This window comes from Pseudomonas versuta (assembly GCF_001294575.1).
GTDB classification, from domain to species: domain Bacteria; phylum Pseudomonadota; class Gammaproteobacteria; order Pseudomonadales; family Pseudomonadaceae; genus Aquipseudomonas; species Aquipseudomonas versuta.
Genome location: NZ_CP012676.1, coordinates 2,963,668 through 2,985,000, shown reverse-complemented (window position 1 = coordinate 2,985,000; position 21,333 = coordinate 2,963,668). Strand labels below are relative to the sequence as shown.

Genomic DNA, 21,333 nt, shown 5'->3' with positions numbered 1-21,333 from the left:
AAAGGCTAATCAAGCTCGGAGATAGCTGGTTCTCCTCGAAAGCTATTTAGGTAGCGCCTCATGTATCACTGTAGGGGGTAGAGCACTGTTTCGGCTAGGGGGTCATCCCGACTTACCAAACCGATGCAAACTCCGAATACCTACAAGTGCCGAGCATGGGAGACACACGGCGGGTGCTAACGTCCGTCGTGAAAAGGGAAACAACCCAGACCGTCAGCTAAGGTCCCAAAGTTATGGTTAAGTGGGAAACGATGTGGGAAGGCTTAGACAGCTAGGAGGTTGGCTTAGAAGCAGCCACCCTTTAAAGAAAGCGTAATAGCTCACTAGTCGAGTCGGCCTGCGCGGAAGATTTAACGGGGCTCAAACCATACACCGAAGCTACGGGTATCATCTTAGGATGATGCGGTAGAGGAGCGTTCTGTAAGCCTGTGAAGGTGAGTTGAGAAGCTTGCTGGAGGTATCAGAAGTGCGAATGCTGACATGAGTAACGATAATGGGTGTGAAAAACACCCACGCCGAAAGACCAAGGTTTCCTGCGCAACGTTAATCGACGCAGGGTTAGTCGGTCCCTAAGGCGAGGCTGAAAAGCGTAGTCGATGGAAAACAGGTTAATATTCCTGTACTTCTGGTTATTGCGATGGAGGGACGGAGAAGGCTAGGCCAGCTTGGCGTTGGTTGTCCAAGTTTAAGGTGGTAGGCTGGAATCTTAGGTAAATCCGGGATTCTAAGGCCGAGAGCTGATGACGAGTTAACTTTTAGTTAACGAAGTGGTTGATGCCATGCTTCCAAGAAAAGCTTCTAAGCTTCAGGTAACCAGGAACCGTACCCCAAACCGACACAGGTGGTTGGGTAGAGAATACCAAGGCGCTTGAGAGAACTCGGGTGAAGGAACTAGGCAAAATGGCACCGTAACTTCGGGAGAAGGTGCGCCGGTGAGGGTGAAGCATTTACTGCGTAAGCCCACGCCGGTCGAAGATACCAGGCCGCTGCGACTGTTTATTAAAAACACAGCACTCTGCAAACACGAAAGTGGACGTATAGGGTGTGACGCCTGCCCGGTGCCGGAAGGTTAATTGATGGGGTTAGCTAACGCGAAGCTCTTGATCGAAGCCCCGGTAAACGGCGGCCGTAACTATAACGGTCCTAAGGTAGCGAAATTCCTTGTCGGGTAAGTTCCGACCTGCACGAATGGCGTAACGATGGCGGCGCTGTCTCCACCCGAGACTCAGTGAAATTGAAATCGCTGTGAAGATGCAGTGTATCCGCGGCTAGACGGAAAGACCCCGTGAACCTTTACTATAGCTTTGCACTGGACTTTGAATTTGCTTGTGTAGGATAGGTGGGAGGCTTTGAAGTGTGGACGCCAGTCTGCATGGAGCCAACCTTGAAATACCACCCTGGCAACTTTGAGGTTCTAACTCAGGTCCGTTATCCGGATCGAGGACAGTGTATGGTGGGTAGTTTGACTGGGGCGGTCTCCTCCTAAAGAGTAACGGAGGAGTACGAAGGTGCGCTCAGACCGGTCGGAAATCGGTCGTAGAGTATAAAGGCAAAAGCGCGCTTGACTGCGAGACAGACACGTCGAGCAGGTACGAAAGTAGGTCTTAGTGATCCGGTGGTTCTGTATGGAAGGGCCATCGCTCAACGGATAAAAGGTACTCCGGGGATAACAGGCTGATACCGCCCAAGAGTTCATATCGACGGCGGTGTTTGGCACCTCGATGTCGGCTCATCACATCCTGGGGCTGAAGCCGGTCCCAAGGGTATGGCTGTTCGCCATTTAAAGTGGTACGCGAGCTGGGTTTAGAACGTCGTGAGACAGTTCGGTCCCTATCTGCCGTGGACGTTTGAGATTTGAGAGGGGCTGCTCCTAGTACGAGAGGACCGGAGTGGACGAACCTCTGGTGTTCCGGTTGTCACGCCAGTGGCATTGCCGGGTAGCTATGTTCGGGAAAGATAACCGCTGAAAGCATCTAAGCGGGAAACTTGCCTCAAGATGAGATCTCACTGGAACCTTGAGTTCCCTAAAGGGCCGTCGAAGACTACGACGTTGATAGGTTGGGTGTGTAAGCGCTGTGAGGCGTTGAGCTAACCAATACTAATTGCCCGTGAGGCTTGACCATATAACACCCAAGCAATTTGCGCTTTGAATACAAAGCCTGCAAGTTGCGGTGTGTGAAGACGATACAAACCGAAAGTTTGCGTAACACACAAATCTATTACATACCCATTCGCTGGAACGTTGACCGTAAGGTAAACGCGCTGGCTACCGAATTTCTTGACGACCATAGAGCATTGGAACCACCTGATCCCATCCCGAACTCAGTAGTGAAACGATGCATCGCCGATGGTAGTGTGGGGTTTCCCCATGTGAGAGTAGGTCATCGTCAAGATTAAATTCCAAACCCCCTGTCTGCTCACGCAGACAGGGGGTTTGTTTTTGTGGCGAGAAAAGTTGCACACAGCGATATGCTGCAACAACTCTTGCGGTGCTGCAGTCGCCGTAAATCCTGAATGCGCAACTTTGGCTGTGATGTATTCATTAGCTACTGCCAAAGACCGTGATAAGGGTCACATGATCTTCGTGTAACGGCGCCAAGTCATTCAGGGCAATTGCAGAATTCAAAACATAAAAAAACCACCCATACAGGTGGTTTTTTTATGCAAATAACTTAGTCGCCGTAATAAATACAGCCACTGGTGCAGGTTTCATGAATTCGAATCGCGGAGAGTTCAGGGAGCAAAGGTTTCAGCTGTTGCCAAATCCACTTGGCCAATACTTCACTGGTCGGATTTTCCAGGCCAGGAATGTCATTCAAATAGTTATGATCAAGTTGCTCGTAAAGCGGCTTGAAAATCGCTTTTATTTCCGAAAAGTCGCGAATCCAGCCTGTCGCGGGGTCAATATCACCGCTCAGATGGATCGCGACCTTGAACGAGTGACCATGCAAACGGCCGCATTTATGCCCTTGCGGGACGTAAGGCAGGCGGTGCGCAGATTCGAAGGTAAACTCTTTGAAAATTTCCACAGTGTTTATAGCTCTTGAAGAGGTGGCTATCGCCTAGGCGATGAATGCAGGCCGGCAGTTTAACAGTTAACACTGCACGAGCGAGTATAGCGCTGTGCTACCTGTCGACTGAGGTCGCCAATTCAGTTTGAGTTAAGCCGGCAGCGTTATGGTTTGCGCTTTTAAAGTGGGAAAAAATCACACCCCAGGGAGGCCGTTGAGGCTAGTGATGATAGTAAATGTGCGAGTTGGTAGGGTTGTCGTGCTGATGCTGTGTACGTTTTGCTCTTTGGCCCTTGCGCGGGACTTGGGGCAAAACGAAGCATTACGCTTACGTGAGCAAGGCATAATCCTGCCCTTGGAACAACTTCTTCAAAGCGCTCTGCAGCGCCATCCAGGGGCTAAGTTGCTGGAGGTAGAGCTGGAAGAACATGATGATATTTATATTTATGAGGTTGAGTTGTTAACCCTGAGTGGCGTTGTACGTGAGATCAAGCTCAATGCCAGTAATGGCGAATTGCTCAAAGATAAGGTTGATGATTAATGCGCTTGTTGCTGGTTGAAGATCATGTTCCCTTGGCCGATGAGCTGATGGCAGGCTTAACTCGCCAGGGCTATGCAGTAGATTGGCTCGCTGACGGTCGTGATGCCCTGCATCAGGGGCAAAGCGAGCCGTATGACCTGATCATCCTTGACCTGGGGTTGCCCGGACTGCCCGGTATTGATGTACTCAAACAATGGCGGACTTCAGGCCTGACCACGCCGGTACTGATCTTGACCGCCCGCAGCTCCTGGTCGGAGCGCATTGATGGGTTGAAGGCGGGTGCCGATGACTATGTAACCAAGCCTTTTCATCCAGAGGAGTTGCAACTGCGAGTGCAGGCGCTATTACGACGCTCCCATGGCCAGTCGAATCAACCGCTATTGAAATCCGCGGGGCTGCATCTGGACGAGTCACGACAATGTGTCATCAATGAAGGGGCAGAGGTGCAGCTCACCGCCGCAGAGTTCCGTCTTTTACGTTACTTCATGCTGCACCCTCAACAGATCCTTTCAAAAAGCCATCTGGCCGAGCATCTCTATGATGGCGAGACCGAGCGCGACTCCAATGTGCTGGAAGTTCATGTGAACCACCTGCGACGTAAGCTCGGGCGCACAGTGATCGAAACTCGCCGTGGGCAGGGCTATATCTTTGGTACGGGTACCCAGTGAAATCCATTCAGCGGCGTTTGAGTCTGGGTTTGATCAGCGTTTTGTTGATTGCCGGTCTGGTGGTTGGCCAGGTCAGTCTCTGGCTGTTTGAAAATGGCCTTCAGCGCTATCTGGAGTCGGGGTTACAAAACGACAGCGAGAATCTTTTACTTGCCTTGAGTCGGGGGCCTCAAGGTCTGCAGCTGGATGAGCGCAGATTATCGCCCGCTTACCATCGACCTTTTTCAGGGCACTACTTCGATATCCAGTTCGGTGATATTCACTGGCGCTCGCGCTCGCTATGGGATGCTCAACTGCCGCAACCCGGCCAGCCTGGGCTGGATGCTGATTTGCAGCCAGGTCCCGAGGGGCAGATGTTGTTGGTCTTGCGCAGTGACTACCAGCGTTTCGGTCAGGCTGTTTCGATCACCGTGGCTCAGGATTACACACCGATACGCGAAAGCTTTCAGCAGGTTCGACGGATCGGCTTAGGGGTTGGTGTGTTAGCTCTTGCGGTCATCTTGCTGCTTCAGCGGCTCACTGTTAGTCGGGCGTTGCGTCCGCTCGAAACTGCCCGCAAGCAAATCGCACAGTTACAGTCCGGGCAGCGCTCGAAACTTGATGCTCTGGTTCCCCTTGAACTCGAGCCTTTGGTTACCCAGATAAACCACCTGTTGGCTCACACCGAAGACAACCTCAAGCGTTCGCGTAATGCCTTGGGCAATCTGGGGCATGCGTTAAAAACCCCGTTGGCTGTTTTATTCAGTCTGGCCAAAGATCGCCGGCTCGATGCTTACCCCCAGATACAGGAAACCCTGCGTGACCAGTTGGAGTACATACAGCAGCGAATGAGTCGGGAGCTTAACCGTGCCCGCCTGGCAGGCGACACCTTGCCGGGTGCTCAGTTTGATGTGGATGCCGAATTGCCAGGGTTGATGGCGACTCTTGGCATGATTCATGGCGAACACCTGGAGTTAAGGCTCAATACCACTCCCGGATTGCACATGCCCTGGGACCGTGAGGACATGCTCGAATTGCTCGGCAATCTATTGGATAACGCCTGTAAATGGGCAGACGCCCAAGTAGAACTGAGCATTCACCAGACCACGAGCGGGTTTGAGATTGAAGTCCAGGATGATGGGCCGGGTATACCCGAGGCCGAGCGCGATCAGGTATTCAGTCGTGGTACCCGACTGGACGAGCAAACCAGTGGTCATGGTTTGGGCCTGGGTATAGTGCGGGATATCGTGGATGTCTGGGGCGGGGATATGCAGCTTGAGACAGGGGCGTTGGGCGGGTTGTCGGTGGTCATCAAACTGCCCGGTCGCAGGAACTGAAAATAACGGCGGCCCCGGGCCGCCGTCGGTCATATGACGGCAGCTCAGACGCGGAACTGATCCATCAATTTTTGTTGCTGATTGGCCAGCGAGTTCAGTGACTGGCTTACCCGTGCAGATTCATTGGCTTGCCCGGACAATGATTCCGTTACATCGCGGATGCTGGCCACGTTGCTGTTGATCTCTTCAGCCACTGCACTCTGTTCTTCCGCAGCACTGGCAATCTGCAGGTTCATGTCGGTGATAACCGTCACGGCATTACCTATTTGCTGCAAGGCCGTTACCGCCTGCCCGACCTGCTCGACACTGCCCTGGGCCTGGCGATGGCTGTTGCTCATGGAGTTAACGACCTCCTGGGTGCCGATTTGCAGCTGTTCGATGACCTGCCGGGTTTCTTCGACCGATTCCTGAGTCCGCCGCGCCAGATTGCGCACTTCGTCGGCTACCACGGCAAAACCGCGTCCGGCTTCGCCTGCTCGCGCTGCCTCAATTGCAGCATTCAGGGCGAGTAAATTGGTCTGTTCGGCAATCGCACGAATGACCTCCAGAACAGAGCCGATTTTTTCGCTATTGGCTGCCAACCCTTCAACTTGTGTCATGGCTACGCTCATGTCGGCAGCCAGATGGTCGATGCTGGCAGTTGTGCGATCAATGATAGTCAGCCCCTGACGTGTCGCCTGGTCGGCATCACGTGCGGCCTGAGCCGCCTGCGCTGCGCTGCGTGCTACATCTTGCGCCGTAGCGCTCATTTCATGGGAGGCCGTGGCCGCCTGATCGACCTGGCGGTACTGCTGTTCCATGCCGGCACTGGTCTGGGTGGCGATAGCCGCCGACTGATCGGCTGTATTGCGGGCATCCTGTACCGAATGTTTGACCTCGGCGATGATCGGCTGAAGCTTGTCCAGGAAACGGTTGAACCAGCCTGCCAATTGCCCCAGTTCATCTTTTTTGTCATAGGCCAGGCGTCGGGTCAGATCGCCTTCACCGCTGGCGATGTCTTCAAGCATGCGCGCCACACCGAGAATCGGTCGTGTCACACTGCGGGCCATCAACCATACCAGCAGCAGGCCGATGATCGCTGCGAGTGACCCCAGGCCCAGTTCAACCAGGGCTCCTGCGTTATTACGCTCGTCCAGTTCTGCTTGCAGTGCCTGGGCCGGTCCGATCAATACCTGTTCAGGTACGTCGAGCAATACCCCCCATGGCTTGCTGCCGGGAATCGGCATGAAGGGTGTCAGAACCTTCAACCGCTGGTGACCATGAATGCTTTGTGGCTGGCCGCCGCTGGCCATTAATTGGCTCAGTTGAGTGCCATCGTCAACGTCGACCTGATCCAGGCGTTGGCCAAGTTTCCCTGCGTCGGCGCTAAAGCCGGCCAGTATGCCGGCAGAGCTGACAATGCTGACACTGGTCTGTCCGTCATAAAGCTTCTGGCTGGCTTGCAGGCTCATGCTTTGCAAACTGTTGAGGTTGATATCAACCGAGAGCGAGGCGATGACCTTGCCATTGACCATCAGTGGGAAAACGATGCTGGTCAGCAATACGTCTTGCCCATCGATCTTGTAAAAGTAAGGTTCAATAATGCACGGCTGGAGCGTCGTGCGAGGGCAGGTAAACCACGAGTTGTTAGCCTGGCCGCTGGGTCCGGTACTGGTGTCGGCAATGTCGGTTTCGGGCAGAGCCATCGATGTCAGCTTGCCCGGAGTCGGTTGCGACCAGTAAAGGGCGAAGCGGCCCTTGTCATTACTGCCAAGCTCTTGTTGATGGTCGAACAGTTGGTCCTTGCCATCCAGCGCGTTGGCTTCAAACACCAGGGATAGCCCGAGCAGATCGGGATTGGCCTGCAGAGCCGCTTTAACCTGGCGAGTCAGATCTTCACGCAGGTCGAAGGCATCCAGAAAACGTTTTTCCGATTGCTCACGTAAAAACAGGACTTGTCGTGCGAACCCGTTGCCGTATTGATAGGCATCCATAAACTGACGACTGATGGCCAGCGCCTGGGCTTCACCCTGAGCCTCGATCCGGGCCTGGGCAGATTCATTAAGCATTTTCGTACTTGAGGCCTCTACCAGGTCTACGGTGTGGTCCATGCGGTAGAGGGAAAGCCCCACCAGAAGAACTACGATTCCCAGCAGGCAAAGCCCGGCGAGGAGGGTGATTTTCCATTGGATGGAAAGCTGTCTGAGCGACATGGAGACATCCTGAGTAGAGGCTTTGTCTGTTAGCGGCCAGCCGGTAGTTTTCTTGATGGGTAAATCTGAATTTTCAGGGTTCGTTTTCAAACGCGTACAACGATTGAACCCTGGCGGACGATGGCATTCGCGGGCCTTTGCCACGTGCTTTGACAAGCCGTCGATGCTGCTGCAAAGTGTGCGCCCCCAAATAAGTACTCCCTTTCAGATCCGGCGACTGGAACAGCAGTCTTTTGCCCGAAATTTTCCGCTTTACGGTGTTTTATCGTGCAGCGCGCTATGAGGTTGTAATGATGAATGCAGTAATTGCCGCGGTCGGCATCATGCTGGTGCTCAGTCTGTCCCGTGTGCATGTGGTGATCGCCCTGATAACGGGGGCCGTCGTCGGCGGCCTCGTGGGCGGGCTGGGTATCGAAGCAACGCTCGATGCGTTTAACAGCGGGTTGGGTGGTGGCGCTCAGGTCGCCTTGTCCTACGCAATGCTGGGTGCCTTCGCGGTCGCCATCGCCAAGTCCGGGCTGGCCCATGCACTGGCCGACAAAGCCCTGCTCATGGTCAACAAACAGCAGGCTGTCGGGGGCAATCGGCTCAAGTGGTTACTGATTGGCTTGTTGCTGGTGGTCGCGATCTCCTCGCAGAACATCCTGCCGATTCATATCGCCTTCATCCCTCTGCTGGTTCCGCCCCTGTTGTACGTGCTGACCAAGCTGAAAATTGACCGGCGCTTGATTGCTTGTGTCATGACCTTTGGCTTGATCACGCCGTACATGTTTTTGCCGGTGGGTTTCGGAAATATCTTCCTCAATCAGATTCTGCTCGCCAACGTGAGCAAGAGCGGTGTGGATGTCAGTCAGGTCAATGTTACTCATGCGATGGCAATTCCCGCACTGGGAATGCTGGTCGGTCTGTTGGTGGCGGTGTTTATCAGCTACCGCAAAAAGCGTGAGTATGATCTGGCCAGGATCGAGCAGATCGAGCAGGTTGCCATCAGCTACAACCCGCGAACACTGCTGGTAGCCGGGGTTGCTATCGCGGCTGCATTTATCATTCAGTTGTGGCTGGGCTCCATGATCATTGGTGCGCTGGCCGGCTTTCTGATTTTTTCAGCGTCGGGGATTGTGCGCTGGCGTGAGACCGATGACCTGTTCACCGAAGGCATGAAGATGATGGCCATGATTGGCTTCATCCTGATTGCCGCTTCGGGTTTTGCTGAAGTGATGAAAGCCACCGGCGAAGTGAAATCACTGGTCGAAGCCTCAGCCAGCTGGATCAATCACAGCAAGGGGGTCGGTGCGCTGCTGATGCTGCTGGTCGGGTTGCTGGTGACCATGGGCATTGGTTCATCGTTTTCGACAGTGCCGATTTTGGCGGCGATTTTCGTGCCGCTGTGTGTACAGCTTGGTTTCAGTCCGATGGCCATCGTATGTATCGTCGGCACCGCCGGGGCCCTGGGCGATGCCGGTTCGCCGGCGTCGGATTCCACCCTTGGCCCGACGTCAGGTTTGAACGTTGACGGCCAGCATCACCATATCTGGGACACCGTGGTCCCCACTTTCCTGCATTACAACCTGCCACTGCTGGCCTTTGGCTGGGTCGCCGCAATGGTTCTGTAAGGGGGCTGGTCCCTAAGGCAATTCGATACGACCGGTTTCTGCGGGAACGGTCGGCCAGTCTCCTGCAGCCCAGCGCGCCCTGGCCTGCTCGAGCAGCGCCGGATCACTGGCGACAAAGTTCCAGTTCATGCGCCGGGGTCCATCCAGCGCCGCGCCACCGAACAACACGGCATGGCAGTCACTGTCGGCGCATAAAGTCAGTTCTTCTGCGGGCGGCAAAAGTATCAGGCAATGGCGTTCAATTGCCTGGCCTTGCAGTTGCGCCTCGCCTTCCAGCAAATACAGCGCGCGTTCCTGGTGTTCGGCCGGGATAAGCAGGGTGGTGGCTGTCTGCATATGTACTTCAGCATACAAGGTTGGCGACAGCACCGGCACCGGGGAGGCCAGGCAAAAGCCTGTACCGGCAATCATGCGAATCCTTACCCCCAGATTGTCGCTGACCGGCAAGCTATCGGCGCGGTGGTGGCTGTAGTGCCCCGGGCCTTGCTCATCGGCTTTGGGAGACGCCAGCCACACTTGCAGACCATGCAGGGTTGATCCCTGCGCCAGAAGCGAGGAGGGCGTACGTTCGATGTGGGCAATGCCAGCACCCGCGGTCATCCAGCTGACTTCACCGGGGCCTACCTGTTGGTCAGAGCCCAGGCTGTCTTTGTGCTGCAGCTGTCCTTCGAACAGATAGGTCAGAGTAGACAGGCCAATATGCGGATGCTGTCTGATATTCATCCCGTGGCCGGGCGGATAGTGAGTGCGCAGCATATGATCGAAAAAAACAAAGGGACCGACATTGCGGCATTTCGCTGAGGGCAGGGGGCGAAGGATCGGCTGTCCTTCGACGTCCTCGGCGCGGGGCCGAATCACGGTAAGTGTGTGCATTGTCCAGTCCCTGCTTTGGAAAGCGTTGAGCATAACCCAACGCCATATTTTCTCCCCGTGCGTTACTGGCTGAATGCGCCTTCAGACAAATGGGTCTCGATGGTGACGTCTGCGGTGGTCATCAGCTTATGGATCGGGCACTTGTCGGCTACGCGGTGCAGTTCCTGGCGCTGGGCATCGGTGAGCACACCTTTGAGCGTCAGTTTGACGTGCAGTGCATATTTGCCGAGTTGCTCTTCACTGGCGTCGTGTTTGATCTCGACCGTGACGCCTGTCAGCGGGATGTCTTTCTTTTGCGCGTAGAGCTTTAGGGTCAGCGCCTTGCAGGCCCCCAGGGCGGCATCGAAATAATCATGGGGCGAGGGGGCAGAGCTTTCACCGCCCATGGCTTTGGGCAAATCGGTGAACACTTCGTGATCGTCGATTTTAATGCTGTGACGAAAACCCTCGTGGGACTCGGTATTAACGGTAACAGTCATGGCAAACCTCTGAGTGGCAGTGATAAAGGTCCTGATATTTATAGAGCATGCCGGGCGTCAGGCGTTCCCTTTGATCGCATGCTGAACCCTTGAGCTGGCGGGCAGGTCTATTGGAGCCCCTAGAGAGGAGAATCAGGTTGCGAATCAATCGTTACGTTCTGGCCTGGGCCCTGTCGACTTCCAGCCTGTGGGTACAGGCCCGCGACTATGCCTACAGTGATGCGCACTTGCATTACGTCGACTTCTTCCAGGAAACAGCGGGAATGGACACGTTGCTTCAGGCAATGGCCAGTAACCGGATTGAGCACGTGATGATCTCCGGGATTCCCGTGGCCAAAAAATGGCATGAAGACGAGCCCAAGCGTCCGCGCTACTACGCCGGTGATGATGCGGATGCCTATTGGTACAGCGCGACCGATGTGTGGGTGGCCGCGGCGGTCAACGCCCTGACTCCTGAGCAGCGGGAGCACTTTCATCCGTTTCTGTCGGGGTTTAATCCCAATGACAAGAATTCGGCGGCGCATATTCAGCGCATGCTCGATCTGAATCCAGGGTTGTGGCAGGGCATTGGCGAGGTGTTTACCCGTCACGATGATCTGACGGCGCTGATCTCCGGGGATACGCCGCGAGCCAACAATGAAGCGCTGCACAACGTTTACACCTTGGCGGGTGAGCATGACCTGCCGGTCTTGCTGCATTCCAATATCACTTCAAAGCGCGAGAAGAATCCGTTGTATCTGTCTGAGCTTGAAGAGCCGTTGGGCAAGCATCCCAAAACCCGCTTTATTTGGGCCCATGCCGGTACCAGCGCCGAGATTCATCGACATCAGACGCAAATGCCATTTCTTTTGCCAACACTTGAGCGGCTACTGGCCACTTATCCGAACCTCTACATAGACCTGTCCTGGAGCATGCTCACGCCGTACCTGCTGGATGGGCAGGGCAAGGCAAGGCCTGAATGGGTTGCGCTTGTAGAGCGCTTCCCGGACCGCTTCATGCTGGGGTCGGATGTGGTAGGGCGTTTCGACAAATTGGGTGAGGAAATGCGTAGCTTCGATCCGTTTCTGGATGCATTGGCGCAAAGTGTTGCGCACAAGGTTGCCAGGGACAATTTCTTGTCGGTGTTGCCGAAAAAGCGCTAAGCGTTATTGCGGACAAAAAAATGCCCCGAACCAGTCGGGGCATTTTTATCTCGCGAGCGGAAGGCTTATTTGCCTGTCCAGCGCTTCAGAACCAGAGTGGCGTTTGTGCCACCGAAACCGAAGCTGTTGCTCATCACATTGTTCAGCGTGACGTTCTCGCGGGTCTGGGTCAGGATCGGCATGTCGGCAACTACCGGGTCCAGTTCTTCGATGTTGGCAGAACCGGCAATGAAGTTGCCTTCCATCATCAGCAAGCAGTAGATCGCTTCGTGAACGCCTGCGGCGCCCAGAGAGTGACCCGACAGGCTTTTGGTGGAGCTGATGGCTGGCGCCTTGTCACCGAACACCGCGCGAACACCTTCCATTTCCTTGGCGTCGCCTACCGGAGTAGAGGTGCCATGGGTATTGAGGTAATCGATCGGGCCGTCAACGGTAGACATTGCCATCTGCATGCAGCGGATGGCGCCTTCGCCGCTTGGAGCAACCATGTCGTAGCCGTCGGAAGTCGCGCCGTAGCCGACGATTTCGGCGTAGATCTTGGCGCCGCGGGCCAGGGCGTGTTCCAGCTCTTCAACCACGACCATGCCGCCGCCACCTGCAATAACAAAACCGTCACGATTTTTGTCATAGGCACGGGACGCTTTCTCGGGCGTGTCGTTGTATTGAGTGGACAGGGCGCCCATGGCGTCGAACAGGAACGACTGGCTCCAATGTTCTTCTTCACCGCCGCCGGCGAATACGATGTCCTGCTTGCCCAGCTGGATTTGCTCAACTGCGGTACCGATGCAGTGGGCGCTGGTCGCGCAGGCAGAAGAGATCGAGTAGTTCACGCCCTTGATCTTGAACGGGGTGGCCAGACAGGCGGAAACGGTGCTGCCCATGGTCCGCGTAACACGGTACGGGCCAACACGCTTGACGCCTTTTTCGCGCAGGATGTCCAGCGCTTCCATCTGGTTCAAGGTCGACGCGCCGCCGGAGCCGGCAATCAGGCCGGTACGCGGGTTGGAGACTTGCTCCTCGGTCAGGCCTGAATCGGTAATGGCATCTTTCATGGCCAGGTAGGCGTAAGCCGCTGCGTGGCCGACGAAGCGATAGATCTTGCGATCGATCAGCTCTTCAAGAGGCAGGTCGATGGAGCCGGAAACCTGGCTACGCAGACCCATTTCGGCATATTCCGGGTTGAATCGGATGCCAGGGCGACTTGCACGCAGGTTAGCGGAGACGGTCTCTTTGTCATTGCCCAAGCACGAAACAATGCCCAGACCAGTGATAACGACGCGGCGCATGCGGATAACCCTTAGAAGTTTTCAGTGGAAGTAAAAACGCCGACCCGAAGGCCTTCGGCGGTGTAAATCTCGCGACCGTCAACGCTGACAGAACCATCGGCAATGGCCAGGTTCAGCTTGCCGCGCAGGACACGTTTGATCTGAATGTTGTAAGTAATCTTCTTGGCGGTCGGCAAGACCTGGCCGAAGAATTTAACTTCGCCCGAACCCAGGGCGCGGCCGCGGCCGGGCAAACCTTGCCAGCCCAGGAAAAAGCCGACCAGCTGCCACATGGCATCAAGGCCCAGGCAGCCCGGCATCACCGGGTCGCCTTCAAAGTGACAGGCAAAGAACCACAGGTCCGGATTGATATCCAGCTCGGCGACCAATTCACCTTTGCCGTACTTGCCACCCTCTTCAGTGATATGCGTGATGCGATCCACCATCAGCATATTAGGGGCGGGCAGTTGCGCGTTACCTGGGCCGAATAGCTCGCCGCGGCTACAGCGCAGCAAATCTTCCCGAGTAAAGGCGTTTTGTTTGGTCATGCGAGCTCCTCAATAATCCCATGCGGCAGGGTGGGGCAAATCTTCCCGACCAACCGAAACGTTGGAGTTCCAGTTCGCCAGCCTACACATAGACTATTGCGTTGTAGTGAAAGTCACAGCACAAAGGGCAAGAATGTACACTTGTGCACTGAAAATTTAAATCAGGCCGGTTCAGGGGCCCATTCGGGTGCCTAAGACTGCCGCACTTTTGCGTTTAACGCCAGTCGCAGGTGGTTCTACAAGGCCTGTTTACGTTTCGCAGGACCACTATGTTGTCCTGCTGACTGCAGGACAAGGCGTGAGCCGAGCGCTTTGGTCGCTCCAGACGAGCCGTCAGGCAATGTGGTCCCACAAATTCTGCACCGGCTCTGGTTGCAGGTTACTGCACCCAGCGCTGCAGAATTTGTTCCAGGTCAGCCCGTTTGAATGGTTTGGCGAGGTAATCGTTCATTCCGGCTTGCAGGCAGTTTTCCCGATCACCCTGCAGGGCGTTGGCTGTCAGGGCAATGATGGGTACTGTGGCGCACCCCGGCAGCTTGCGGATTTGCCGGGTAGCTTCATAGCCATCAATGATTGGCAGTCGGCAGTCCATCAAAATAGCCGCGTAGTTCTCAGTATTGGCGTGATGAATTGCCTGTGCACCGTCACTGACTGCACTTACCTCATACCCCAGGTTCCTCAAGACCGCCTCAATCACCGTCTGATTGACCCGGTTATCCTCTACCAGCAGGACTTTGCGGCCCTTGACAGGCATTGGCTCAGTCGCCGACTCGGGTCTCTGTTTGTTTGCAGTGAGCTGGTGCAGCTCCAGCGGGATCTGCAGTGTAAACACAGAGCCCCGGGTTTCCTCGCTTTTGGCATTCAGCGTGCCGCCCATGCGCTCGGCCAGCGTCCGGGCAATGGGCAGGCCCAGCCCGGTGCCGCCATAACGACGTGAAATCGAGCTGTCGGCTTGCTGGAAGGCATTGAACATCGAGTCCAGTTTATCGGTGCTGATCCCGATACCGCTGTCGCTTACCGTGCAGGTGAACCAGATCAGTTCATGATCCAGGGGCTGCCAAAGCGGCTCGATGCTGATTTGTCCCTGCTCGGTAAACTTCAAGGCATTGCCGATCAAATTGACCAGAATCTGCCGTATACGGGTCGGATCTCCGAGCACGTGCAGGTCCTGCAGGCCCGCCGGAATTGTCAGCTGCAAGCTCAACCCTCGCTGCCCGGCACTGTGCTGGAAAGCTTGAGCGCAGTTACTCACCAGTTCGGCCAGATTGAAGGGGATGTGTTCGAGTTCAAGTATCGAGCGTTCAATTCTCGAGAAGTCGAGGATGTCGTTGATCACCTTCAGCAAGTGTTCGGTAGATTCTGAAGCCAGAGCCGCATACTCGGTCTGCTCCTCAGTCATCTCAGTGGTTTCCAGTAACTGCAGCATCCCCAGCACGCCATTCATCGGGGTGCGAAGCTCATGGCTCATCATCGCCAGGAAATCAGTTTTTGCGCGATTGGCCTGTTCCGCCTCTTCACGGGTCTGGATCAATTGCGCGATGGTTGTTTCCTGCTCGCGACTGGCCTTTTCAAGGCCGTCGGCCAAGTTGTTGATATGGCGGGCCAGGCTGCCCAGTTCGCTATCGTCGACCACTGGCAAAGGCATTTTGTAATCGCCTTGCTGAATGGCTTTGACTGCATTGCTCATATCGATGATGGGTTTGGACAAGTTGCTCGCCAGACGGCGGGCCAGCAGGTACGTAAAGCCCAGTGCAAAGAGCGCCAGAATCAATGCCTTGAGCAGGATTTCTTGCTGGCGCTTGTTGAAGGCCTCATTGGACATGCCGACCACTACCCGGCCGGCATCGCTTTGTGCCGGCAGTGTTGCCTGGCGGTTACTCGTCGCCAGGTAATTACCGGAGCTGTTTCCCGGCATGCGAACCGGTGCCTGGAATACCTCGGCATGTGATTCCCGGTCCGTGCCGGTAAGCGGTTGCCCGGCATGAAACAACATCTTGTTGGCAGAATCCTGCACTTGTACAAATTGCACATGTGGCGTGTTGAGTGCGTTTTTTATTAGGGTGTCCAGCACTTCGGTGTTGCCGGATAAAATTCCGTATTCGGAAGCGGGTGCCAATTGGTTGGCAATCAATTGGCCGGTGTGATTCAGCTCCTGGCGCAAGTCCTGGATGCGAATAAATGTAAAAAAGCTGATTAGCAGCAACGTCAGCAGTAACGCCGGCCCCAGACTCATCATCTGCGTGCGGGTCCGTATGTTCCAGCGGCTGCGAACGCTCATGGGGGCGGTGCTCCATCAGTCATGCCCTTGGTACTGGAGGTATAGCCCATCTGTGCTGCCACTCCTGACCCAGGTCGCCATTCTTGTGCGCAGCAATGGCTGCCTTTGAGTGTGAATATCAGGCGGCATGGTAACTGAGCTGTTCCACTTTTCCAGTCACAGCCAGCTATTTCCATGCAATCAATCGTTCAAGGTCTCGCCTTGAAGCATGTGCTCCGTATAATGCCGGCATTGCCACTGCTATATAGATGACGGGATTGCATATGACTGAACAGCACGCTATTGCGGTCTTGGGAGGCGGAAGTTTTGGCACTGCCGTGGCCAACTTGCTGGCAGAAAACGGTCATCGTGTGCGCCAGTGGATGCGCGACCCCGAACAGGCCGAGGCGATACGCCTCAATCGAGAGAACCCGCGCTACCTTAAAGGCATCAAGATTCACCCCCTGGTGGAGCCGGTCACTGATTTGCAGGCAACGCTCGACGGCTGTGAACTGTGTTTTGTGGCATTGCCTTCCAGCGCCCTGCGCAATGTGCTCGCAGAGCATGCCGAACGACTGAGCGGTAAAATGCTGGTCAGCCTGACCAAAGGGATTGAAGCCCACAGTTTCAAGTTGATGAGTGAGATTCTTGAGGAAATCGCTCCCCAAGCCCGGATAGGCGTGTTGTCCGGCCCCAATCTGGCCCGTGAGGTCGCCGAGCATGCATTGACCGCGACGGTGGTCGCCAGTGCCGACGAAGAACTTTGCACGCGCGTACAGGCTGCTTTGCACGGGCGCACATTTCGGGTCTACGCCAGTGCCGACCGGTTTGGTGTGGAGTTGGGCGGGGCGTTGAAAAACGTATACGCCATCATTGCCGGCATGGCTGTGGCGCTGGGTATGGGCGAAAACACCAAGAGCATGCTGATTACACGTGCGCTGGCAGAAATGACCCGTTTTGCAGTCAGTCAGGGCGCCAATCCCATGACCTTTCTCGGATTGGCTGGCGTAGGCGATTTGATCGTCACCTGCTCATCGCCCAAAAGCCGTAACTATCAGGTCGGGTATGCCCTTGGGCAAGGCTTGAGCCTGGAAGAGGCCGTCACCCGTCTGGGCGAAGTAGCCGAAGGCGTGAATACGCTCAAGGTGCTGAAGGTCAAGGCGCAAGAGTTGAATGTTTACATGCCGTTGGTTGCAGGCTTGCATGCCATTCTGTTTGAAGGCCGCACCCTCAATCAGGTGATTGAGCTGCTGATGCGCGCAGAGCCCAAAACCGATGTCGACTTTATCTCCACCAGCGGTTTCAACTGAGCAAGACAGGAGCAGCACATGAGCGATAGAAAAACTTCACCCCAGTACGAATCCATTGTTTTACGCGTGCTCTGGATGCTGGTTTTCTTTCTGGTCTGGCAAGTTGCGCAATTTGTACTTGGCGCATTGGTGCTGGTGCAACTGATCTACCGTCTGATCTACGGTGCACCCAATGGCGGGCTGATGAATTTTGGCGACAGCCTTAGCCTTTATCTCGCTCAAATCGGACGCTTTGGCACCTTTCACACTGAGCAAAAGCCCTGGCCGTTCGCCGATTGGCCAGCGCCTCGCCCGCCAGAAGGCGAAGCACCTTATGTGGCACCGGCTAACGGCGCAGAGACCAAACCATGAAAGTCTGGATCTTGCGCCATGGCGAAGCCCAGCCCCACGCAAGACGTGATGCCGAGCGCGAGCTGACTGCCCACGGTCGTGAACAGGTGCTGCACAGCGCTGCCCGGTTGATCGGCCAGCCCCTGGACAGCATTTTGGTAAGCCCGTACGTCCGGGCTCAGCAAACCGCTGAGTCAGTGCGCAAGGTTCTGGATTTTACCCCCGAACTCGTCACCGTGCCGTGGCTGACACCCGAAAGCGACCCCAGGCATGCCCTGAGCCAACTTCCCGATGGCGGCAATGTGCTGCTGGTCACCCATCAACCTTTTGTGGGTGATCTGATCAGCTTGCTGCTGCATGGCCACATGCGCCAGCCGCAGCCAATGCAGACGGCCAGCCTGGCGGAACTCGAAGGCGAGTGGCCGCTGGCGGGCAGCATGACGTTGTGCAATGTGTGGCATCCCTGAGTACAAAACAAAAATCTGCATGGGGCTGGGCTACTGCAAACCGGCCACCAATGCTCTCTGACCCAAGGAATGAACCATGATCTCCTGGACCACCACGCCGGACCTTGAAAAGCTCAACGCCCTGCGCAAAAACACCATTTGCGACGTGCTGGACATTACGTTCGACGCTTTCGACGACGAGTCGATCACGGCGAGCATGGTGGTGGATCATCGTACCCATCAACCCTTCGGCTTGTTACATGGCGGCGCCTCGGTGGTGCTGGCCGAGACTCTGGGCTCAATGGCCAGTTTCCTGTGTGTCGACACTACAAAGTTTTATTGCGTCGGTCTTGAGGTCAACGCCAACCACTTGCGCGGCGTGCGCAGCGGCCGGGTCACTGCCGTGGCTCGCCCGGTTCATATGGGCCGTACCACCCATGTCTGGGATATCCGCCTGACGGACGACAGCGGCAAGTCCAGCTGTATTTCCCGCCTGACCATCGCTGTTGTCCCCTTGGGTGAGTCGCCGCCAGCACGCTGATCAGGTGCCCGGACAATGGCCGTAGTGGCGTCACTCATGGCGCATACGGTCATTGATATGAGTATTTTTCCTGCTGACAATAAGACGCACTCTTCACTTATGGACGCCTTGTATGTCTCGGCAGATCTTTTTCGCCCATGCCAACGGCTTCCCTTCGGCTACCTATGGCAAGTTGTTTGATGCGCTCACCCCGGACTTCAACGTGGCGTGCCTGGCGCAGCACGGCCATGACCCGCGTTTTCCGGTGGATAACAACTGGCACAACCTGGTAGATGAGCTGATCTTCCACCTGCAGCAGCAATCCGGACCGGTGCTGGGCGTTGGCCACTCATTGGGCGGGATGTTGCACCTGCAGGCGGCAATCCGTTGTCCGCACTTGTACAAAGGCGTGGTCATGCTTGATTCGCCGGTGCTGACGCTCACCGACCGGTGGGTGATTCGCGCTGCCAAGCGTTTTGGCCTGATTGACCGCCTGACTCCGGCAGGCCGTACATTGGGTAGGCGTGAAGAGTTCGACGATCGCGAGGCTGCCCGTGCTTACTTCTCCGGCAAGTCACTGTTTCGAAGTTTTGACCCCGACTGTTTCGAAGCGTATCTGCAGCACGGCTTGCAGGCGGTCGACGATCGCCTGCGCCTGAGCTTCGACCCGGCGACCGAGATCAATATCTATCGCGGCGTGCCTGATACCAGCCCCGGGCGGGCCTTTCAATTGCAAGTACCGCTGACTGTCGTGCGGGGGCGCGACAGTCGTGTAGTCATGAGCCACCATGCCAGGGCCGTGGCGCGTATGCCCAACGGTGAGTCGCTGAGCGTGCCGGGCGGGCATATGTTTCCGCTGGAGCAGCCGCAAGACACCGCCCTCTTGCTCAGACAGATTTTTGCCCGTTGGGAGTCCGGGGCTGTTGCCGTTTCATAGAGCCCCGCGACGCAGCCGCAACAACCCTAATCCTCCTGCCTTTGAAGAGCATGCCCCATGAGTCCTGTGGTTGAAGAAGTTCGTCTGAGCCTGCCGCATATTGAACTGGCAGCGCACATGTCTGGCCCGGAGCACGGGCTGCCCGTGATTGCCCTGCATGGCTGGCTGGACAATGCCAACAGCTTTGCCCGGCTGGCGCCAAAACTGAAAGGCTTGCGCATTGCCGCGCTGGACTTTGCCGGGCATGGCCATTCAGATCATCGTCCGCGCGGGGCAGGGTATGCGCTGGCGGATTACGCCTTTGATGTGCTACGGGTGGCCGAGCAGCTGGGCTGGGAGCGTTTCGCTCTGCTGGGGCACTCGCTGGGGGCGATTGTTTCGGTGATGATCGCCGGTTCATGTCCCGGGCGTGTTACGCACCTGGCGCTGATTGACGGGATCATGCCGCGCAGCGGCCCGGTAGAGGATACGGCTGAGCACATGGGGCAAGCCCTGCAAGCGCAGCTTGATCTGGAGCACAAGCGCAAGTCGGTGCATCCGACACTCGAACGGGCCATCAATGCGCGAATGAAGGGTCTGGTGGCGGTAAGTCGAGAGGCTGCAGAGTTACTCGCCCAGCGCGGTCTGATGCCTGTACCCGGTGGTTATAGCTGGCGTAGCGACAGTCGCCTGACGTTACCGTCGCCATTGCGTCTGACCGACGAGCAAGCCATGTCCTTCGTCCAGCGGGTGAATTGTCCGGCGACCCTGGTGGTGGCCGAGCAGGGCATGCTTACCAGTCATTCCGAGTTGCTGGATCAACTACCCTTCAACCTGGAACGGTTACCGGGTGGCCATCATTTGCACCTGAATGACGAGGCGGGGGCAACCCTTGTTGCAGACTGTTTCAATCGGTTCTTCGCCGTTCCTTGACTTGCGGCGGCCAACTGCCGAGGCTTGGCGGGATGAAACGGGAGACAACCATGATGGATATCTACACCGCTGCGACCCCGAAAGGCCATCCGGTCTCTATCGCGAGGATGCTGAGCCACACCTTGCGTCTGTGCGAACTACGCCGATGAAGCTGGCCAATCGTTTTTTCCTGTCTGTGGGCCTTGGCTGCCTGAGCCCGCTCCTGTGGGCTGGCGATGTGCCCGGCAGTCACGATTTGCAAGATGTGCCAAGGCTGGCAGACGCGCAAATTGTTGATTACACCGTTCAACCTGACATCGAGCGCATCTACCCGCTGGGTTCTATCCGAAAAATCAGTGGCCGTCTTCGCTTCGAAGGTCAGGTCAATGCCCGTGGGCAGACAACCGCCATCACCTATGAACTGCCGGCTGAACATACTGCCAATGAAGCATTCACGGCCGCCCGTGAAGCCTTGCAGGCCAAGGGCGCCGAGTTACTGTTCTGGTGTCAGGCCCGTGACTGTGGGGAAAGCAGCCTGTGGGCCAATGAGGTTTTTGGCAATTCCAAGCTGGTAGGCTCCGATGAGCAACAATCCTATCTATTGCTGCGCCGTGCGGCTCCCGAGCAGAACCAGCTCGTCGCGCTTTACAGCATTAATCGCGGGTCGCGCAAAGCCTACCTGCATGTCGAGCAACTTGAGTCGATCGCCGATCTGGGGGAGTTGCTGCCCACTTCGGCCACCTTGCAGCGTCAGCTCAAAAGCACGGGCACGCTGGATTTCCCCAAACTCACCGCAGAACCCGATGCACCGTGGCTCACGTTGATCTCCCGGGCGCTGAATCTCGACACCACCTCCAGAGTCAGCCTGACCGGCAATCAGGCGCAAGCCTGGCGCGATGCCCTGATCAAGAACGGGGTGCGGGCGGCCCGGATTGAGCTTGGCGACAGCCAGACTCAAGGCCTGCATATCGAGTTGCTGCGTTAAACATGTGCA

19 protein-coding genes, 2 rRNA genes and 1 pseudogene (1 of these 22 only partly in view) are annotated in these 21,333 nt (G+C 56.2%); 14 read left to right on the top strand and 8 right to left on the bottom strand.

Translation table 11 applies throughout. The features are described 5' to 3' along the window. Together AOC04_RS13310 and rrf are read left to right on the top strand one after the other, a co-directional pair. A 23S ribosomal RNA gene (locus AOC04_RS13310) occupies positions 1-2,123 on the top strand (it extends 771 nt beyond the left edge of the window). A gap of 154 nt (positions 2,124-2,277) precedes the next feature. Continuing rightward, a 5S ribosomal RNA gene (gene rrf, locus AOC04_RS13305) occupies positions 2,278-2,393 on the top strand. A 279-nt stretch (positions 2,394-2,672) separates the two neighbouring features. Here rrf and queD read toward each other — a convergent pair. Next, entirely contained in the window at positions 2,673-3,029 is a 357-nt protein-coding gene (gene queD, locus AOC04_RS13300) for a 6-carboxytetrahydropterin synthase QueD (RefSeq protein ID WP_048382918.1), read from the bottom strand. Positions 3,030-3,237: 208 nt separating this feature from the next. On the opposite strand from queD, the gene AOC04_RS13295 reads away from it, so the two are divergent. Genes AOC04_RS13295 through AOC04_RS13285 form a run of 3 tightly spaced genes read left to right on the top strand, consistent with a single transcriptional unit; the run spans position 3,238 to position 5,536 of the window. After that, positions 3,238-3,552 (top strand): PepSY domain-containing protein, encoded by a 315-nt coding sequence (locus AOC04_RS13295; RefSeq protein ID WP_060694084.1) that lies wholly within the window; start codon positions 3,238-3,240, stop codon positions 3,550-3,552. Then, positions 3,552-4,220, top strand: coding sequence for a response regulator transcription factor (locus AOC04_RS13290; protein WP_060694082.1), 669 nt, complete (start codon positions 3,552-3,554; stop codon positions 4,218-4,220). Before AOC04_RS13295 ends, AOC04_RS13290 begins: the two co-directional genes overlap by 1 nt. Continuing rightward, entirely contained in the window at positions 4,217-5,536 is a 1,320-nt protein-coding gene (locus AOC04_RS13285) for an ATP-binding protein (RefSeq protein ID WP_060694080.1), read from the top strand. The genes AOC04_RS13290 and AOC04_RS13285 overlap by 4 nt, the downstream gene beginning before the upstream one ends. Before the next feature lie 44 nt (positions 5,537-5,580). On the opposite strand, the gene AOC04_RS24495 is transcribed toward AOC04_RS13285, so the two are convergent. After that, the gene (locus AOC04_RS24495) at positions 5,581-6,285 is read right to left on the bottom strand and encodes a methyl-accepting chemotaxis protein (RefSeq protein ID WP_397457289.1); all 705 of its coding nucleotides are present in this window, start codon (positions 6,283-6,285) and stop codon (positions 5,581-5,583) included. 201 nt (positions 6,286-6,486) lie between these two features. Beyond that, a pseudogene (locus AOC04_RS24490) lies at positions 6,487-6,543 on the bottom strand (hypothetical protein); the annotation flags it as partial. 1,478 nt (positions 6,544-8,021) lie between these two features. Here AOC04_RS24490 and AOC04_RS13275 point away from each other — a divergent pair. Further along, positions 8,022-9,341 carry a Na+/H+ antiporter family protein gene (locus AOC04_RS13275; protein WP_060696954.1) on the top strand — a complete coding sequence of 440 codons (1,320 nt, stop codon included), beginning with the start codon at positions 8,022-8,024 and terminating at the stop codon, positions 9,339-9,341. A gap of 12 nt (positions 9,342-9,353) precedes the next feature. On the opposite strand, the gene AOC04_RS13270 is transcribed toward AOC04_RS13275, so the two are convergent. After that, positions 9,354-10,214, bottom strand: coding sequence for a pirin family protein (locus AOC04_RS13270; RefSeq protein ID WP_060694077.1), 861 nt, complete (start codon positions 10,212-10,214; stop codon positions 9,354-9,356). Between the two features lie 62 nt (positions 10,215-10,276). Beyond that, positions 10,277-10,693, bottom strand: a complete 417-nt coding sequence (locus AOC04_RS13265; RefSeq protein WP_003441577.1) for an OsmC family protein — start codon at positions 10,691-10,693, stop codon at positions 10,277-10,279. Positions 10,694-10,851: 158 nt separating this feature from the next. On the opposite strand from AOC04_RS13265, the gene AOC04_RS13260 reads away from it, so the two are divergent. Continuing rightward, positions 10,852-11,835: an amidohydrolase family protein gene (locus AOC04_RS13260; RefSeq protein WP_060696953.1), complete on the top strand. Its 984-nt coding sequence runs from the start codon at positions 10,852-10,854 to the stop codon at positions 11,833-11,835. Positions 11,836-11,900: 65 nt separating this feature from the next. Here the strand turns inward: AOC04_RS13260 and fabB are convergent, their stop codons facing one another. The 3 genes from fabB to AOC04_RS13245 all read right to left on the bottom strand — a co-directional run bounded on the left by fabB (position 11,901) and on the right by AOC04_RS13245 (position 15,926). Continuing rightward, entirely contained in the window at positions 11,901-13,121 is a 1,221-nt protein-coding gene (gene fabB, locus AOC04_RS13255; RefSeq protein ID WP_060694074.1) for a beta-ketoacyl-ACP synthase I, read from the bottom strand. Positions 13,122-13,132: 11 nt separating this feature from the next. Continuing rightward, complete coding sequence (fabA, locus tag AOC04_RS13250; protein WP_060694072.1) at positions 13,133-13,648, bottom strand: 3-hydroxyacyl-[acyl-carrier-protein] dehydratase FabA; 516 nt, start codon at positions 13,646-13,648, stop codon at positions 13,133-13,135. A gap of 379 nt (positions 13,649-14,027) precedes the next feature. Continuing rightward, entirely contained in the window at positions 14,028-15,926 is a 1,899-nt protein-coding gene (locus AOC04_RS13245; RefSeq protein WP_060694071.1) for a response regulator, read from the bottom strand. A 263-nt stretch (positions 15,927-16,189) separates the two neighbouring features. Between AOC04_RS13245 and AOC04_RS13240 the strand changes: the two genes are divergently transcribed. The 7 genes from AOC04_RS13240 (at position 16,190) to AOC04_RS13210 (ending at position 21,324) form a co-directional block, all read left to right on the top strand. Continuing rightward, complete coding sequence (locus tag AOC04_RS13240; protein ID WP_060694069.1) at positions 16,190-17,215, top strand: NAD(P)H-dependent glycerol-3-phosphate dehydrogenase; 1,026 nt, start codon at positions 16,190-16,192, stop codon at positions 17,213-17,215. Between the two features lie 18 nt (positions 17,216-17,233). After that, entirely contained in the window at positions 17,234-17,566 is a 333-nt protein-coding gene (locus AOC04_RS13235) for a DUF4389 domain-containing protein (RefSeq protein ID WP_060694067.1), read from the top strand. Beyond that, positions 17,563-18,012 (top strand): phosphohistidine phosphatase SixA, encoded by a 450-nt coding sequence (gene sixA, locus AOC04_RS13230; RefSeq protein WP_060694065.1) that lies wholly within the window; start codon positions 17,563-17,565, stop codon positions 18,010-18,012. Before AOC04_RS13235 ends, sixA begins: the two co-directional genes overlap by 4 nt. A gap of 76 nt (positions 18,013-18,088) precedes the next feature. After that, positions 18,089-18,532 carry a hotdog fold thioesterase gene (locus tag AOC04_RS13225; protein ID WP_060694063.1) on the top strand — a complete coding sequence of 148 codons (444 nt, stop codon included), beginning with the start codon at positions 18,089-18,091 and terminating at the stop codon, positions 18,530-18,532. Positions 18,533-18,644: 112 nt separating this feature from the next. After that, on the top strand, positions 18,645-19,448 hold the full coding sequence (locus AOC04_RS13220; RefSeq protein ID WP_060694060.1) for an alpha/beta fold hydrolase: 804 nt from the start codon (positions 18,645-18,647) through the stop codon (positions 19,446-19,448). 57 nt (positions 19,449-19,505) lie between these two features. Further along, positions 19,506-20,360 carry an alpha/beta hydrolase gene (locus AOC04_RS13215; protein ID WP_060694059.1) on the top strand — a complete coding sequence of 285 codons (855 nt, stop codon included), beginning with the start codon at positions 19,506-19,508 and terminating at the stop codon, positions 20,358-20,360. A gap of 145 nt (positions 20,361-20,505) precedes the next feature. Further along, positions 20,506-21,324, top strand: a complete 819-nt coding sequence (locus tag AOC04_RS13210) for a DUF4892 domain-containing protein (RefSeq protein ID WP_060694056.1) — start codon at positions 20,506-20,508, stop codon at positions 21,322-21,324. Positions 21,325-21,333 lie beyond the last annotated feature (9 nt).